This window comes from Actinoplanes sp. NPDC026623, from assembly GCF_040638275.1.
Classification (GTDB): Bacteria; Actinomycetota; Actinomycetes; order Mycobacteriales; family Micromonosporaceae; genus Actinoplanes.
This window is the reverse complement of the sequence record NZ_JBEZXZ010000163.1, coordinates 3,724-19,841: the sequence shown is the minus strand read 5'-3', so window position 1 is coordinate 19,841 and position 16,118 is coordinate 3,724. Positions and strand designations below refer to the sequence as shown.

15 protein-coding genes are annotated in these 16,118 nt (G+C 74.0%); 10 read left to right on the top strand and 5 right to left on the bottom strand.

Annotated features, from left to right (window positions below; translation table 11 throughout):
- Positions 1–1,278, bottom strand: a 1,278-nt coding sequence (locus AB0F10_RS33860; RefSeq protein WP_360634539.1) for a helicase-related protein, incomplete at its 3' end; no start/stop codon positions are given.
- A 128-nt stretch (positions 1,279–1,406) separates the two neighbouring features.
- Here AB0F10_RS33860 and uraD point away from each other — a divergent pair.
- From uraD to AB0F10_RS33820, 8 genes are all read left to right on the top strand, one after another.
- On the top strand, positions 1,407–1,916 hold the full coding sequence (gene uraD / locus AB0F10_RS33855) for a 2-oxo-4-hydroxy-4-carboxy-5-ureidoimidazoline decarboxylase (RefSeq protein ID WP_360634536.1): 510 nt from the start codon (positions 1,407–1,409) through the stop codon (positions 1,914–1,916).
- A complete protein-coding gene (gene uraH, locus AB0F10_RS33850) occupies positions 1,903–2,265 on the top strand; it encodes a hydroxyisourate hydrolase (RefSeq protein ID WP_360634533.1) in 363 nt (120 codons plus the stop codon). The genes uraD and uraH overlap by 14 nt, the downstream gene beginning before the upstream one ends.
- Before the next feature lie 5 nt (positions 2,266–2,270).
- On the top strand, positions 2,271–3,131 hold the full coding sequence (gene pucL / locus AB0F10_RS33845) for a factor-independent urate hydroxylase (RefSeq protein ID WP_360634530.1): 861 nt from the start codon (positions 2,271–2,273) through the stop codon (positions 3,129–3,131).
- 138 nt (positions 3,132–3,269) lie between these two features.
- The gene (gene aceB, locus AB0F10_RS33840) at positions 3,270–4,817 is read left to right on the top strand and encodes a malate synthase A (protein ID WP_360634527.1); all 1,548 of its coding nucleotides are present in this window, start codon (positions 3,270–3,272) and stop codon (positions 4,815–4,817) included.
- A gap of 2 nt (positions 4,818–4,819) precedes the next feature.
- Complete coding sequence (locus tag AB0F10_RS33835; RefSeq protein ID WP_360634524.1) at positions 4,820–5,968, top strand: DUF6986 family protein; 1,149 nt, start codon at positions 4,820–4,822, stop codon at positions 5,966–5,968.
- A 78-nt stretch (positions 5,969–6,046) separates the two neighbouring features.
- Positions 6,047–7,357, top strand: a complete 1,311-nt coding sequence (gene allB / locus AB0F10_RS33830) for an allantoinase AllB (RefSeq protein WP_360634522.1) — start codon at positions 6,047–6,049, stop codon at positions 7,355–7,357.
- Positions 7,357–8,358, top strand: coding sequence for an allantoicase (gene alc, locus AB0F10_RS33825; RefSeq protein WP_360634519.1), 1,002 nt, complete (start codon positions 7,357–7,359; stop codon positions 8,356–8,358). The genes allB and alc overlap by 1 nt, the downstream gene beginning before the upstream one ends.
- A gap of 61 nt (positions 8,359–8,419) precedes the next feature.
- The gene (locus AB0F10_RS33820) at positions 8,420–9,010 is read left to right on the top strand and encodes a dihydrofolate reductase family protein (protein ID WP_360634516.1); all 591 of its coding nucleotides are present in this window, start codon (positions 8,420–8,422) and stop codon (positions 9,008–9,010) included.
- 3 nt (positions 9,011–9,013) lie between these two features.
- Here the strand turns inward: AB0F10_RS33820 and AB0F10_RS33815 are convergent, their stop codons facing one another.
- Positions 9,014–9,799, bottom strand: coding sequence for a transglutaminase-like domain-containing protein (locus AB0F10_RS33815; protein WP_360634513.1), 786 nt, complete (start codon positions 9,797–9,799; stop codon positions 9,014–9,016).
- 47 nt (positions 9,800–9,846) lie between these two features.
- Between AB0F10_RS33815 and AB0F10_RS33810 the strand changes: the two genes are divergently transcribed.
- Positions 9,847–10,941, top strand: coding sequence for a methyltransferase domain-containing protein (locus AB0F10_RS33810; protein ID WP_360634510.1), 1,095 nt, complete (start codon positions 9,847–9,849; stop codon positions 10,939–10,941).
- Here the strand turns inward: AB0F10_RS33810 and AB0F10_RS33805 are convergent.
- From AB0F10_RS33805 to AB0F10_RS33795, 3 genes are all read right to left on the bottom strand, one after another.
- Positions 10,938–11,597 carry a response regulator transcription factor gene (locus AB0F10_RS33805; protein ID WP_360634507.1) on the bottom strand — a complete coding sequence of 220 codons (660 nt, stop codon included), beginning with the start codon at positions 11,595–11,597 and terminating at the stop codon, positions 10,938–10,940. The two genes, AB0F10_RS33810 and AB0F10_RS33805, sit on opposite strands and share 4 nt — an antisense overlap.
- A complete protein-coding gene (locus tag AB0F10_RS33800) occupies positions 11,585–12,880 on the bottom strand; it encodes a sensor domain-containing protein (protein ID WP_360634504.1) in 1,296 nt (431 codons plus the stop codon). Before AB0F10_RS33800 ends, AB0F10_RS33805 begins: the two co-directional genes overlap by 13 nt.
- 70 nt (positions 12,881–12,950) lie before the next feature.
- Positions 12,951–14,528, bottom strand: coding sequence for a phospholipase D-like domain-containing protein (locus AB0F10_RS33795; RefSeq protein WP_360634501.1), 1,578 nt, complete (start codon positions 14,526–14,528; stop codon positions 12,951–12,953).
- Between the two features lie 169 nt (positions 14,529–14,697).
- Here AB0F10_RS33795 and AB0F10_RS33790 point away from each other — a divergent pair, with 169 nt between their 5' ends.
- A complete protein-coding gene (locus tag AB0F10_RS33790) occupies positions 14,698–16,017 on the top strand; it encodes a hypothetical protein (RefSeq protein WP_360634498.1) in 1,320 nt (439 codons plus the stop codon).
- Positions 16,018–16,118: the final 101 nt, after the last annotated feature.

The window sequence follows — 16,118 nt, the reverse complement described above, 5'->3', positions numbered from 1 at the left end:
GTCGACCACGACCTCACGCCCGGCGGTCGGGTGACCTACTACATGACCAGCCCCGAGGGCGTGTAGTTTGCCGGATACTGGCTGATGCATCGCGCCGGCCGGCGGCGGGTCCGGCAGGCTGAGGCCGCTGCCGTCGGGGTGACCCCACAGCGCCAGGTCCAGCGCGAAGCCGGTCAGGTCGGCGGCCGCCACCTCCGGCTCGGGCTGCGCCGGCAGCCGGTCGTGCTGGGCCTGCGACCAGCAGCGGTAGACCCGGCCCGGCGCCTCCCGGCCCGCCCGTCCGGCCCGCTGCGTCGCCGAGGCGCGCGAGACCCCGACCGTGACGAGGGTGCCGAGGCCCCGGCCGTGGTCCATCCGGGGCACCCGGCTCAGGCCCGCGTCGACGACGGCGCGGACGCCGGGCACGGTCAGGCTGCTCTCCGCGACCGCGGTGGCCAGCACCACCCGGCGTACCGGGCTGGGGCGCAGCGCGGCGTCCTGCGCGGCGCCCGGCAGCCTGCCGTGCAGGGCCACCACCTCGGCGTCGCCGCCGCGCAGCCGGGACGCGACCGTCTCGATCTCCCGGGCGCCCGGCAGGAAGGCCAGCACGTCGCCGTCGCCGTCGGCGAGGGCCCGGCGCACGGTGGCCGCCACGTGGTCGAGGAGCTTCGGGTCGACCCGCAGGCCGTGCGGGGGCGCGACCGGCTGCGGCGGCGGGCACCAGTGGACCTCCACCGGGTGCAGGGCCGCCTTCGCCTCGATGACCGGGGCGCCGCCCAGGATCTCGGACAGGCGGTGGGACTCGGCCGTCGCCGAGGTCGCCAGGACCCGCAGGTCCGGGCGCAGGGCCGCGCGGACCTCGATCAGGAAGGCCAGGGCGAGGTCGGTGTCGAGGTGGCGCTCGTGGCACTCGTCCAGGATCACGACCGCGGTTCCGGCCAGCTCCGGGTCGCGCTGCAGGCGGCGTACCAGGACGCCGGTCGTCACCACCTCGACGCGGGTCCCGGCGCCGACCCGGCGGTCGCCGCGGACGGTGTAGCCGACCCGGTCGCCGACCTGCTCGCCCAGCAGGGCCGCCATGCGGCGGGCCGCCGCCCGGGCCGCGACCCGGCGGGGCTCGGCCACCACGACCCGGCCGGCGCCCTCGGGCCCGGCCAGGGCCAGCGGGACCAGGGTCGTCTTGCCGGTGCCGGGCGGCGCGACCAGCACCGCCGCGCCCGCCTCGGCGAGGACGGCGCCGACCGCCGGCAGCACGGCCCGGATCGGCAGGTCGGGCAGGGCTTGCGTGGCGATCAGCACCGGACAAGTCTCGCGCACCCGGGCGGACCGGCCGGCGGCACGGGCCGGGCGTGTTAATTTGCGGGGAAAGCAGTGCAAGATCGGATGCCGGGCTGCTTGACTGACCGTTCGGAAACTGGGGGTGAGCGGTGGACCGGATCGACGTTCTCAACTCCCTGCCCGCCGAGAAGCTCGAGGCGGACCTGCTCGCCGTGTGCGCCGCGCCCGCCTGGGGCCGCGCGGTGACGGCGCGGCGCCCGTACCCGTCAAGGGCGGCCGTCCTGGCCGCGGCCGACGCGGCCGCACGCGCCCTGAGCTGGGATGACGTCCTGCTTGGCCTGTCCGCGCATCCGCGGATCGGGGAGCGGGCGCGGGGCGACTCGATGGAGGCGGCGTGGTCGCGGCGGGAGCAGTCGGCGGCCGCGAGCAGCGCGGACGCCGAGACCACGGCCGCCTTGACCGCCGCGAATCACGCCTATGAGGACAGGTTCGGGCACGTCTTCCTGATCTTCGCGAGCGGGCGGTCGCAGGAGGAGATCCTGGCGGAGGCGCGGGCCCGGATCGGCAACGACGAGCAGACCGAGCGGGCCGTCGTCGCCGGCGAGCTACGCAAGATCGCTCTGCTGCGACTGGAGAGGCTGCTGGATGCCCTCGGCTGACGGCACGGCGGCGCGGTTCCACGCCAAGATCTCCACCCACATCCTGGACACGGTGACCGGCGACCCCGCCCGCGACGTCTACGTGCGGCTGGAGCGGCGCGACTCGGACGGCTGGCGGCTGATCGCCGAGGGCCGCACCGACGACGACGGCCGGCTGCGGCACCAGGTGCCCATGCACGACTGGCAGGCGGGCGGCTACCGGCTCGTCTTCTATGTGGAGCCCTATCTGGGCGGTGAGGCGTTCTTCCCGGAGATCACCGTCGCGTTCCACGTGCACGACCCGGAGCGGCACTACCACGTGCCGCTGCTGCTGAGCCGCTACGGCTACACCACCTATCGAGGGAGTTGACGGGCGTGGCGATCGTGCTGGGCAGCAACCGTTACGGCAAGGCGGAGACGCGCCTGGTGCGCGTCACCCGGGCCGGCGACACCCATGGGCTGCTCGACCTGAACGTGAGCGTCGCGCTGTCCGGCGATCTCGCGGCGACCCACCTGACCGGCGACAACTCCGGCGTGCTGCCCACCGACACGATGAAGAACACCGTGTACGCGTTCGCCCGCGAGCACGGCGTCGCCTCGCCCGAGGCGTTCGGGCTGCTGCTGGCCCGGCACTTCGTCGCGACGCAGCCGCAGGTCTCCGGCGCGGTGGTGGGCATCGAGTCGTTCGGCTGGGAGCGGCTGGGCCCGCACTCGTTCCGGCGGGCGGGCGACTTCGTCCGCACGGCGACGGTCCACGTCTCGCCGGCCGGGGAGCAGGTGGTGTCCGGGCTGAAGGACCTGGTGCTGCTCAACTCGACCGCCTCGGAGTTCCACGGTTTCCCCCGCGACCGCTACACGACGCTGCCCGAGACGACCGAGCGGATCCTGGCCACCGAGGTCGAGGCCCGCTGGCGGCACCGGTCGGCCGCCGGTGACTGGGACGAATCGTTCGAGGGCGCGAAGGACGCGATGGTCAACGCCTTCGTCAACACCTACAGCTACTCGTTGCAGCAGACCCTGTACGCCATGGGCTCACGGGTCCTGAAAAGCCGGACCGAGATCGCCGAGATCCGGCTCGCGCTGCCCAACAAGCATCATTACCTCGTCGATCTGTCGCCGTTCGACCTGGAGAATCCCAACGAGGTGTTCATCGCCGGCGACCGGCCGTACGGCCTGATCGAGGGCACGGTGACCAGCGACGACGCGCCGCCCGCCGTGGCGGAGTGGTATCTGTGATCGTTTACACAGCGCCGGCGGCGGGAAGAACCGCGTAACTTTCCCACCGCAAAAGGATAGTGAAAGTCCGTAAGGTGCGGAACGCCCTGGGACCGATACGGTAACCGGAGATTCGCGTTTCGAGGGGAGTCGCAGACCGTGACCGAAATTCTGTCCGACGAGGCCGTGGCGTTCGTCGCCGATCTGAACCGGCGATTCCGGCCGCGCCGCAACGAGCTGCTTGCCGCCCGTGCCGCACGCCGTGCCGAGATCGCCGCCGGCGGCACGCTCGGGTTCCTGCCCGAGACGGCCGACATCCGGGCGGGCGACTGGACGGTGCCCGCCGCGCCGGCCGACCTCACGGACCGGCGGGTGGAGATCACCGGTCCGACCGAGCGCAAGATGACCATCAACGCGCTCAACTCCGGCGCCAAGGTGTGGCTCGCCGACCTCGAGGACGCCAACACCCCGCACTGGGCCAACGTGGTGGACGGCCAGCAGAACCTCTACGACGCGATCCGGCGCACCATCACCCTGCGGACGCCCGCCAAGACCTACGAGCTGGGCGACGGGCCGTACCCGACGATCGTGATGCGCCCGCGCGGCTGGCACCTCGACGAGCGGCACCTGCCGGTCGACGGCGAGTCCGCCGTCGGCGCGCTTGTCGACTTCGGGCTCTACTTCTTCCACAACGCCGCCGAGCTGATCAGCCGCGGCAGCGGGCCGTACTTCTACCTGCCCAAGATGGAGTCGCACCGCGAGGCCGCGCTCTGGAACGACGTCTTCACCTACGCGCAGGAGGCGCTCGGCATCCCGGTCGGCACCATCCGGGCCACCGTGCTCATCGAGACGATTCCGGCCGCGTTCGAGATGGACGAGATCATCTACAGCCTGCGTCCGCACCTCGCGGGGCTCAACGCGGGCCGCTGGGACTACCTGTTCAGCATCATCAAGTACTTCCGCGACAATCCGGCGATGGTGCTGCCCGACCGGGCCGCGGTGACGATGACGGCGCCGTTCATGCGGGCCTACACGGAGCTGCTCGTCTCGACCTGCCACCGGCGCGGCGCCTTCGCGATGGGCGGGATGGCGGCGTTCATCCCGAGCCGGCGCGACCCCGCGGTCAACGAGGTGGCCCTCGCCAAGGTCCGGGAGGACAAGGAGCGGGAGGCCGGCGACGGCTTCGACGGCTCCTGGGTCGCCCACCCCGACCTGGTGCCGGTCTGCCGGGAGATCTTCGACCGGGTGCTGGGCGACCGGCCCAACCAGCTCGACCGCCGGCGCGACGACGTGACCGTCGATGCCGCGCACCTGCTCGACGTGGCCGCCACCGGCGGCGCGGTGACCGAGGCCGGCCTGCGGAGCAACGTCTCGGTGGCACTGCAATACCTGGAGGCCTGGCTGCGCGGCAACGGCGCGGTCGCCATCTTCAACCTGATGGAGGACGCGGCCACCGCGGAGATCTCCCGCTCCCAGGTCTGGCAGTGGATCCACAACGGGGTGCGCCTCGACGACGGCACCGCGATCACCGCGGACCTGGTCGGGCGGATCGAGGACGAGGAGCTCGCCAAGATCCGTGACGCGCTCGGCGACCAGGCGTGGGCGGGCAGCCGCTTCGACGACGCCCGCAAGCTGTTCGAGCGGGTGGCGCTGGCCGACGACTTCGCGGACTTCCTCACGACGGCCGCCTACGACTCGATCGACTGACGATGCGGCTCAGCGACGAGGACTACGCGGCGCTCGACGGCCGGCTCGCCGTCCACGACGCGTTCCTCGCGGCGCGCTATCCGGGGGAGCGCCCCGGCCGCCAGCCGGTGCACACCGTCTACATCCCGGCCGACCGCATCGGCGGCTTCCGGGACTGGGGCGGCACCGCGCTGGCGGCGCTGGACGAGCACCCGCCGCTGCCGTTCCCGGCCGCGCTCGCCGACCGGGTCCGGGCCAAGCTCGTCGCCGAGCCGATCGAGGACCTGCGCATCGACTTCGAGGACGGCTACGGCGTCCGCGACGACGACCAGGAGGACGCCGCGGTCAAGGCGGCCGTCGCCGTGCTCGCCGACGGCGCCCGGCCGCCGTTCCTGGGCATCCGGATCAAGTCGCTGGAGGCCGCGACCCGGCGCCGCGCGCTGCGCACCCTCGACCTGTTCCTGTCGCTCTGGTCCGAGCCGTTCATCGTCACGCTGCCCAAGGTCAGCGGCCCGGATCAGGTCGAGGCGATGGTCTCGCTCTGCGAGCGGATGGAACGCGCGTACGGGCTGGCGGCCGGCACGATGCGGTTCGAGATCCAGATCGAGCTGCCGTCGGCGGTGCTGGGTGCGGACGGCACGGCCACGGTGGCCCGGCTCATCACGGCGGCCGAGGGCCGCTGCACCGGCCTGCACTACGGCACGTACGACTACAGCGCGGCGGCCGGGGTGGCGGCGGCCTACCAGGCGATGGACCACCCGGTCGCCGACTACGCCAAGGCGGTCATCCAGGCCGCCGCGGCCGGCACCGGGGTGCGGCTCTGCGACGGCTCGACCAACATCCTGCCGGTCGGCACGGACGTGGCCGTGCACGACGCCTGGGCGCTGCACCACCGGCTCGTCCGCCGGTCCCTGGAGCGCGGCTTCTACCAGGGCTGGGACCTGCACCCGGCGCAGCTGCCGACCCGGTTCGCGGCCACCTACGCGTTCTTCGCCGACGGGGCGGACGCGGCCGCGATGCGCCTGCGCCGCTATCTGGACCGCCAGTCGGGCGGCATCCTGGACGAGCCGGCCACGGCCCGGGCGCTGGCCGGCTTCCTGCTCCGCGGCCTGGACTGCGGCGCGCTCGATGACGTGGGCTTCACCCGCGACGAGCTGTCCGCCTTCCGCTGAGCGGGCACCGGCCGGCGGGGGCGGGGCGGCTTTGCCTGACCCGGCCGGCGGGCGACGCCCGGCGGCTAGGCTCGGCCCATGGTCGATCTCGTGCTGCGGTCCCGCCGCGTCGTCACCGCGGGCGGCGAACACCCCGCCGCGGTCTCGATCAGCGCGGGCCGGATCGTCGCCGTCGACGAGCACGGCGCGGCGCTCGAGGCCGCCGAGGACGTGGACCTGGGCGACCTGGCCCTGCTGCCCGGGCTGGTCGACACGCACGTGCACGTCAACGAGCCCGGCCGCACCGAGTGGGAGGGCTTCGAGACGGCCACCCGGGCGGCGGCCGCGGGCGGGGTCACCGCCATCGTGGACATGCCGCTCAACAGCCTGCCGCCGACCGTCGACGTCGCCGCGCTGGCGGTCAAACAGGACGCCGCGCGCGGCAAGATCCACGTCGACGTCGGCTTCTGGGGCGGCGCGATCCCCGGCAACGCCGCCGCGCTGCCCGCCCTGCACGCCGCCGGCGTGTACGGCTTCAAGGCGTTCCTCGCGGACTCCGGCGTGCCCGAGTTTCCGCCGCTGAGCCCCGACCAGCTGGGCGAGGCGCTCGCGGCGGTCGACGCGCAGTTCGTGGTGCACGCCGAGGACCCCGACCGGCTGCACGCCGCCGTGTCCTCCCCGGCGTACGCGGATTTCCTCGCCTCCCGGCCGCCCGACTCCGAGCACGCGGCCGTGGCGACCGCGATCGAGGTCGCCCGCGCGGCCGGCGCCCGCGTGCACATCCTGCACCTGTCCGCGGCGGGCGCGCTGCCGCTGATCGAGGCGGCCCGGGCGGACGGCGTGCGGATCACCGCCGAGACCTGCCCGCACTACCTGACCCTGTCCGCCGAGGAGATCCCGTGCGGCGGGACCGAGTTCAAGTGCTGCCCGCCGATCCGCGACGGCGCCAACGCCGACCGGCTCTGGGCCGCGCTCGCCGGCGGCCTCATCACCTGCGTCGTCAGCGACCACTCGCCCTGCACGCCCGAGCTCAAGCGCCGGGACACCGGTGACTTCGCGGCGGCCTGGGGCGGCATCGCCTCGGTGCAGCTCGGCCTGCCGGTGATCTGGACGGCGGCGCGGGCGCGCGGGCACACCCTCGCCGACGTGGTGAGCTGGATGGCCCGGCGCCCCGCCGACCTGGTCGGCCTGCTGCGCAAGGGGCGGATCGCCGTCGGCGCCGACGCCGACCTGGTCGCCTTCGACCCCGAGGCGAGCTTCACCGTCGACCCCGCCCAACTGCACCACCGCAACCCCGTCACGCCGTACGCGGGAAAGGTCCTGACGGGCGTGGTGCGCACGACCTGGCTGCGCGGACGGGCCGTGACCGGCGACGCGCCGCGCGGCGTCCTACTGACCCGGGAGATCTGATGGAAGAGTTCACGCGCCTGCCCGACCTGGCGTCGCGCGTCTTCGGCGGCGGGGTGGTGTTCGCCAACGACGAGTTGTTCGCCGCCGCCGATCACCTGGTCGAGCCGGCCGCGCCGGAATTCGCGCCGAGGACCTTCGGGCAGAAGGGCCAGGTGTACGACGGCTGGGAGACCCGCCGCCGGCGCCAGCCCGGCTACGACACGGCGATCATCCGGCTCGGCGCGCCCGGCATCGTGCACGGCGTCGACATCGACACGGCGTTCTTCACCGGCAACTTCCCGCCGCACGCCTCGGTCGACGGCTGCGCGCTCGAGGGCTATCCGGACCCGATCCAGCTGGCCGAGGCGAGCTGGGTGCCGCTGGTGCCCCGCTCGCCGCTGTCCGGCGACAGCCGCAACCTCTTCCACGTCGACTCCAGCCAGCGGTTCACCCACGTGCGGCTCAACATCTATCCGGACGGCGGGGTGGCCCGGCTGCGGGTGCACGGCGAGGTCGTGCCGGATCCGGGGCTGCTGCCGAGCGTCTTCGACGTGGCCGCGGCCGAGTACGGCGGCCGGATCGCGGGCTGCAGCAACATGTTCTACGGCCACCCGCAGAACATCATCATGCCCGGCCTGGCCGGCTCCATGGGCGACGGCTGGGAGACGTCACGGCGCCGCGACGACGGCAACGACTGGGTGCTCGTGCAGCTCGCCGTGCCCTCGGTGATCGAGCTGGCCGACCTGGACACCAGCCACTTCAAGGGCAACGCGCCCGGCAGCGCCACGCTGCGCGGCATCGACGCGCGCACCGGGCTGCTCGACGACCCGAGCGACTGGTTCGACCTGCTGCCGCAGGTCCGGCTCTCGCCGGACACCCGGCACCGCTTCCCGGTGTCGGTGGTGCCGGCGGCGACCCACGCGCGCCTGGACATCTTCCCGGACGGCGGCATGGCCCGGCTGCGCCTGATCGGCCGCCCCGACGTCGCGGTTCTGCGGGCCCGGTACGAGACGGTGACGTAGAGAACGCCGCGGCGGCTCCGACCAGAGGGTGAAGGCAACCTCAGAGAAGGAGTTGATGATCATGGCCAAGGTGGTCGCGGAGATGTCGATGTCGCTGGACGGATACATCGGGAACCCGCACGGCGAGGTCGACGAGCTGTTCGGCTGGTACGGCAACGGGACCGTGGAGGTCCCCACGGTCGACGGGCGCCTCACCTTCAAGGTGTCCGAGGCGAGCGCCGAGCACCTGCGGCCGGCGTTCTCCGGAGCGGTCGGCGCGCTGCTCACCGGCCGGCGCAACTTCGACCAGACGCAGGGCTGGGGCGGCACCCATCCGGTCGGCGCGCCGATCTTCGTGGTCAGCCACTCGGTCCCGGAGGGCTGGCCGCGCGCCGACTCGACGACGACGTTCTACGACGACGCGCTGCGCGCCCTCGAGGCCGCCAAGCGGGTCGCCGGCGACCGGATCGTCGCGGTCTCGACGCCGACGCTGACACAGCAGTACCTCGACGCCGGCGTGCTGGACGAGATCGTGGTGTCGCTGGTGCCGGTGCTGCTGGGCGCGGGCATCCCGTTCTTCGGCGGCCTGGCGAAGACCCCCGTCCGCCTGGCGGACCCGCTGGTCGTGCAGGGCACCGGGGTCACTCACCTGACCTACCGGGTGCGCAGGTAGCCGCTACCGCAGCTCCACGAGCGCGAGGTGGTCGTCGGCCGGGAGATCGCCGCCGGCCACCGCGGTGATGGTCAGCTCCGGCATGCTCAGCCGGCCGGACAGGGTCGTCTCCAGCGCGGTGTCGGCGGCGTCGCGGCCGTCGGCGATGCGGATCAGGGTCTGCCGGGGCGCGAGCCGGGTCGCGTCCCAGACCCGCCACCGCCCGTCCAGCGCCGTCTCGGCCACCAGGTGGAAGTCCATGGGGGACAGTCCGGGCGCGTAGACCGCGGCGACCCGGGCGGGCACGTTCAGCGCCCGGCACAGGGTGGCGACGAGGTGCGCGTAGTCCCGGCAGACGCCGCGGCCGTCGAGCAGCGTGTCCGCCGCGTCGGTGGTGGGCCCGCTGCTGCCGGGTTGGTAGCTCAGGTGCTCGAAGACCCAGGTGGTGATCGCCCGTACGGTGGCGGTGTGGTCGCCCAGCCCGCCGAACATGGTGGCCGCGAAGCCGGCCAGCCGGTCCGACGGGCAGTACCGGCTCGGCCGCAGCGCGACGATCCGCTCGACCTCGGTGACGCCGTCGGGCTCCGGGCCGCCGGCGGCGACCTCGGCCGCGTAGGTCAGCCGCAGCTCGCCCCGGGGCGCCCGGACGTAGTGCAGCCGGCCGGGCAGCTCCACCGCCTCTACCTCCCGCCCGCCGCTGGTGACCGTGAGGGTCTCGGCCAGCGGCCGGGCTGCGGCGATCCGCAGGACGAGCTCGGCCGGCTCGGTCACGTCGAAGCCGAGGATGGCGCCGGCCCTGGAGTTGTCCACGGTCGTCACCGTATCCGGTTCGGACGCTGCGGCCGTACGGTGGACAGGTGAGCGAATTGCGCCGGGGCCTCGTGGAGGAGATCCACCGCCACGGCGCACCGCTGACGCCCGAGCTCGCCGCGGCCTTCGGCGCCGTGGCACGGGAGGCGTTCGTCTCCGGGGGATTCCAGCGCCGCGACGGATCCTGGGCCCGGCCCGGCTCGGCGGGATTCCTCGAGGCCGTCTACCGCGACGACGTGCTGATCACCAAGGTCGACGGCGGCATGCCGGTCAGCTCGTCCAGCCAGCCCTCGCTCATGGCGATCATGCTGGCCGCGCTCGACGTGCGGCCCGGCGACCGGGTCCTGGAGATCGGCGCCGGCACCGGCTACAACGCCGCGCTGCTCGCGGTCCTCGGCACGCAGGTCACCAGCGTGGACGTGCAGGCCGACGTCGCGGACCGGGCCCGGTCCGCGCTGGCCGCCGCCGGCATCGACGGGGTACGGGTCATCGCCGGCGACGGCTACGCGGGCGTGCCGGGCGAGCGCTTCGACCGCGCGATCGTCACCGTCGGCGTCGCCGGAGTCTCTCCACAGTGGCTGGAGCAGGCCCGGCCCGGTCCCGTCGTGGTACCGGTCGAGCACGCCGGCACCCACCCCGTCCTCGCGGTCCGTGGCACCGCCGAGGGGCCGGTGACCGCGACGGTGGTCTGCCCGTCCGGCTTCATGAGCGCCGCCGGCCCGCTCACCGCCGCGCATCCGCGCTCGCATCCGGCCCCGGCGCCGTCCGGGACCCTCGCCGCGGTCGCCGAGTTCGCGCCGCCGCGCTGGGCCGAGCCGCTGGACTCGCTCGTCTACCGCGACCTGTGGTACGCGGCCGGGGTGTGGAGCGAACGCGCCACCCACGCCGCGGTGCGGGGGCGCGACCAGAGCTGCCTGGTGCTGCTGGACGAGACGGGCACCGGCGGCGCGGCGGTCCTGCCCGACGGCTCGGTGCTGGCCGGGGGAGCGCGGGCGGGCGAGTACGGTGAGCGCGCCGTGGAGATCGTCGACCGCTGGGAGGCGGCGGGGCGGCCGCCGATGCAGGCGTGGCGGATCGGCCTGCGTCTCACCGGCGACGAGTCGGCGCCGATCTGGGCGCCCGCCACCTGGACCCTCGACTAGGGCGCACCGCGCAGATAGGCGAGGACCGCCAGGACGCGGCGGTTGGTGTCCTCGGCCGGCGGCAACCCCAGCTTCGCCAGGATGCTGCCCACGTGCTTGCCGACTGCGGCCTCCGTCACGAAGAGCCGCGCGGCGATCGCCGAGTTCGAGTGGCCCTCCGCGACCAGCGCCAGCACCTCCCGCTCGCGGGCCGACAGCGCCTCCAGTGGGTCCCGGGTGCGGCGCAGCAGCCGGCGCACCACCTCCGGGTCGACGACGGTGCCGCCGCCCAGGACCGTGCGCAGGGCCGCCACGAAGTCCCGCACGTCGACGACGCGGTCCTTGAGCAGGTAGCCGACCCGCAGGCCGTCGCCGGTGTCCAGCAGGGCCGACGCGTACTCCTCCTGCACGTACTGGCTCAGCACGACCACCGCCAGGCCGGGCCGCTGCCGGCGCAGGGTGACCGCCGCGCGCAGGCCCTCGTCGGTGTGGCCGGGCGGCATCCGGATGTCCGTGATCACCAGGTCCGGCCGGTGCTCCGCGGCGGCCGCCAGCAGGGCCGGGCCGTCGCCGACCGCGGCCACCACCTCGAAGCCGAAGCGGGACAGCACCCCGACCAGGCCCTCGCGCAGCAGGACGCCGTCCTCGGCGAGCACCACCCGGGTCAGCTCCGGCACGGCAGCTCCGCCCGGATGAGCGTGGGGCCGCCGGCGGGGCTGGCCAGCAGCACCCGCCCGCCGACCGCGGCTACCCGATCGGCGAGCCCGGTCAGGCCGGTGCCGCCGGCCGGGTCGGCGCCGCCCCGGCCGTCGTCGCGCACCTCCAGCACCAGCATGCCGGCGGTCTGCGCGAGCAGCAGGTCGGCGCGGGTCGCCCCGCTGTGCCGGACCACGTTGGCCAGCGTCTCGGACGCCACGAAGTAGGCGCAGCCCTCGACGTGCGGCGCCGGGCGGGCGAGCCCGTCGGCCACCGTGATCGTCACCGGCAGCGGCGATCGGCCGGCGAGCTCGCGCAGCGCGGCGGGCAGCCCCAGGTCGGCGAGCGACTGCGGCCGGATGCCGTGTATCAGCTCCCGCAGCACCACCATGAGCTCCTTCGCCTCGTCGTGCGCCTGCGCCAGCGGTGCCGCCGCCGGCGAGTCCTCCGGCACGTCCAGGCGCGCCATGCCGAGTTGCAGCGTAAGGCTGGTGAGCCGGTGTTGTGCGCCGTCGTGCAGGTCTCGTTCGATGCGGCGGCGTTCGGCCTCGAACGCGTCGGCGAGCCGGGCCCGCGACTGCGCCACCTCGTGCAGGGCGGTGCCGTCCCGCTCGCCGAGCAGGCCGCGGGCGGTCGCCGCCTGGCCGGCCGAGACGAGGCCGAGCAGGTGCAGGAGCACCGGGGCCATCACCAGCCCGAGGATCGACAGCGGGATCGCCTGCGCGGTCGAGTGCACGGTGAAGACGCCGAACTGCCAGGAGTCGGTGCCGGTCGCCGCGAACAGCGGGCTCACGATGAGCCCGACGTCGATCAGCGCGAGCAGCGCGAAGCCGCCGTAGACGACCGGGACCACCAGGCCCAGCAGGACGGCGTAGAGCACCTCGCGCCAGGTGGCCGCCTCGGTGTAGCGCACCCGCAGCCAGCTCACCGGGTCCGGCGCGGTCGGCCGGTGCCCGGAGCGCACCGGGCGCGGATCGACAAGCCCCAGGCGGCCGCGCTCGATCGCCGCCAGGGGGATCGCGATCAGCGGGCCGAGCCCGGCGAACATGACCAGGGCGGTGACCATCAGGAACAGCAGTGGCCCGTCCAGCATCCGGCCGTCGTGGAGCCGGAGCCCGGCGGCCAGCCACGGCAGGATCAGCATGCCGACGCCGAAACCGGTCAGACCGGCGAACGGAACCGTCGTGAGGACGTAGAGCAGCGCGCGCCACGGGCCGGCGGACAGCAGGTAGCGGGCCTGCCAGGGGGCTTCATCGGTAGTCACGGCGCCACGGTAGCCAGCGGGGCCCGGTCGTTCCCAGCCGTCCACGGCTAGTTGCGGGGTATGCCTGGCACTACCAGTCGCCGGCCCGGCGGGCCCGCCACGGCCGCCCGTCCGGGTCGTAGATCATCCGATATGCCGGCACTGCCCAGAATCGCTGGTGCCAGGGGAGTCGTTCCGTGCGGTGCGGCACGAGCCGCCCCGGTGGGCGCGGTCCCCGTTCCCCTCCCGCATGCCAATCCCGTACGGCCTCAGCCGCCTCGTTGATCACCCGCACCGCCGTGGCCGGATCGAGCAGGTCCGTGTCGTCGGTGCGGTCCAGGTGCTCGCGCAGCAGCGCGAGCCGCAGCCCGCGGGCATAGCGGCGGGCGCCGTCGCCGAGCCCGGCCGGATCCGCCGGGGCCCGGTCGTCGGGGGTGCGATCCAGCACCGCGCAGGACAGCTCGCTGTCGTGGGTCCACGAACGACGGTTGAAGTTGTCGCTGCCGGTGCTCGCCCAGACGTCGTCGACGACGCAGACCTTGGCGTGCACGTAGACCGGGGTGCCGGCGTGGTTCTCCACGTCGAAGACGTGCACCCGGTCCGGCGCGGCCCTGCGGCACAGCTCGATGGCCTGCTCGCGCCCGACCTGGTTGGGCGGCAGCGCGAACCGGCCGTCGACGTCCGGGTGCCGCGGCACCACCGCGATCAGGTGCAGCTCCGGGTTGTCGTTGAGCGCGGTCGCGAAGAGCTGGGCGACCTCGGTCGACCACAGGTACTGGTCCTCGAGGTAGATCAGCCGGCGGGCCCGTTTGATGGCCTTCGTGTAGCCGCGGGCGATGCTCTGCTCGCCGAGCCGGGCGAAGCCGTAGGGCGGCCGCATCGCCGGGTAGGTGCGCATCACCTGCACGTCGTGCGGGCCGCATTCGGGCGGGTCCGGCGGCTGCGGCGGCAGCGGGTCGGGGTGCAGGTCCGCGTGGCGCAGCCGGTCCAGCACCGTGGCGATAGGGCCGTGCTGGTCCAGCGGCACCGAATCGGTCCAGCGCTCCCGGAACGACAGGTCCAGGGCGCCGACCACCGGCCCGCGCAGCGCAAGCTGCACGTCGTGCCAGGGCGGGTGCTCGCCGTACGCGGCCGCCATCGCGATCGGCTGCGGGTCGCCGCGGTGGTCGGCGTCGTCGCGCCGGCTGTGGCACAGGTCGATGCCGCCGGCGAACGCGATGTCCCGCTCCGGCGCGCTGACGTGGCGCAGGACGACCAGCTTCTGGTGGTGTGAGCCGCCGCGCCGGACCCGCTGGTCGAGCAGCACCTCGCCGCCGGCGGCCGCGACGTCGTCGCCGAGGCTGCGGTTCTCCTCCTCGCTGTACGCCAGCCGGTCCAGGTGCGAGCGCCAGAGCAGGCCCTTGACCACGACGCCGCGCTTGGCCGCGGAGGCGAACAGCGCGGCGACGGTCGGCCCGTCGTCGCGCATCCGCTCGTCGGGGTCGCCGCGCCAGTCGGTGAAGAACAGGTGATCGCCGGCGCCGAGCGCCTCCACCTCGGTGGCGAGCCGGTCGAAGTACGCGCTCCCGTGAATCAGCGGCTCGATCGTGTTTCCGGGGCACCAGACGGGTATCCGGGAATCCGGGTTGCCACGCTCGTCCGCGGACAGGAACCAGTCCTCCAGTGGCACGGCGCAGCCTTCCCAGGTCGACGATCCCTCACGGTAAGCCGTCGACCGGCCCGCCGCACCCCGAAGCGCGTCCCGAGCACGGATCCCGGGCAGTCGATACCGATCCGTTGCCGCCAGGTGGGGGGCAGGGGGCAGCGTGGGGCCGAGGGCCTGATCCATACTCGTCGTCATGACGGGGGATCCGGGTTTCAGCAACGCAATCATCGAGGTCCCGCAGGCCGAGGCGGCCGCCGGCACGACCAAGGTCGTCTGGTCGCCCGTGCACGGACCGCTCAACGTGGTGGTGCCCCCGGGCACCGTCGACGGCGCCGTCGTCGTGGTGCAGACCCCGACGGCCGGCAACGTGGCGGTCACGGTCCGGGTCTCCTCGCCGTTCCCGCCGCCGGCGCCCTTCGCCGGCGTCCCCGCCTCCGACCAGCCGGTGCCGGGCTACCCACCGCCGGGCCAGCAGCCCTTCCCGGGTCAGCAGCCCTTCCCGGGTCAGCAGCCCTTCCCGGGTCAGCCCTATCCGCCTGTTGGGCCGCCGGCGAAGCCGAGCAACGCCCTGCGCAACTCGCTGATCGGCGGCGGGCTCGCCGTCGTGCTCGTGCTGGGCTGCTGCGTAGGCGTCCGGGTGCTGGGCGGCAGCGGCGACGGCGACGGAGACGACAAGCGGGCCGGCTCCTCGGCCGGCGCGTCGCCCGGCGCAGCCCCGCTGTCCCCGGAGCAGTATGCGCAGGCCCTGGCGTCGGCCGACACGGCGATCGGCTCGGCCTTCGGCAGGCTCAACACGGCGGACAGCGCGGCCTTCGCCAAGGCGGCCCCGGCCGCGGCGGCCGCGATCCGCGCCGAGTCCGCGAAGCTGACCGGGATCGCACCGCCCGCCGGCGCCGAGTCCGCGCACGAGCAGCTGACGCTCGAGCTGGACAGCATGGGCGACATGATCGAGGACTCCGCCTCGGCGAAGCTGGACTGCCCGGCCGCGTCGCCGTGGACGTCGCTGCTGCAATCCGGCTGGGCCGAGGGGATCCGCGAGGACGTCAAGAAGCTCGCCGTCGCCGACCCGGCGTACAAGTTCGGCAGGTTCCTGCCGGCGCCGCCGAAGGAGACCAAGCGGCGCCTCAAGACCGGCACCTTCCTCAAGCGCTCGAACTCGGGCGGCTCCGGTCACCTGAAGATCAAGAACGGCGCCGACGACATCACGGTCAGCCTGGTGCCGACCAAGGGCAAGAAGCCGAAGCCGGTGCTCACCGTCTACGTGCGCGGCGGCGGGACCTACACGGCCCGGGGCATCCGCGACGGGACCTACCGGGTCTACACCGCGTCGGGCGTCGACTGGAACGCGGCGAAGAAGGGCTTCACCCGGGACTGCGCGTTCAGCAAGTTCGACGACACGTTCAAGTTCACGACGACGTCGTTCTCGGCCTCGATCTGGACGATCACGCTCACCCCGGTGGTCGGCGGCAACGCGTCGACCACCGACGTGGACCCGAACGCGTTCCCGAACTGAGCCGGGGCGGGGCGGCCCCGCCGCCCCCCCCCCCCCCCGGGTCCGGCGGTGTGGGGGTGGCGCGGCGGCGGGTGGTGGCCCGGGCGGCCCAGGAGGTGGTG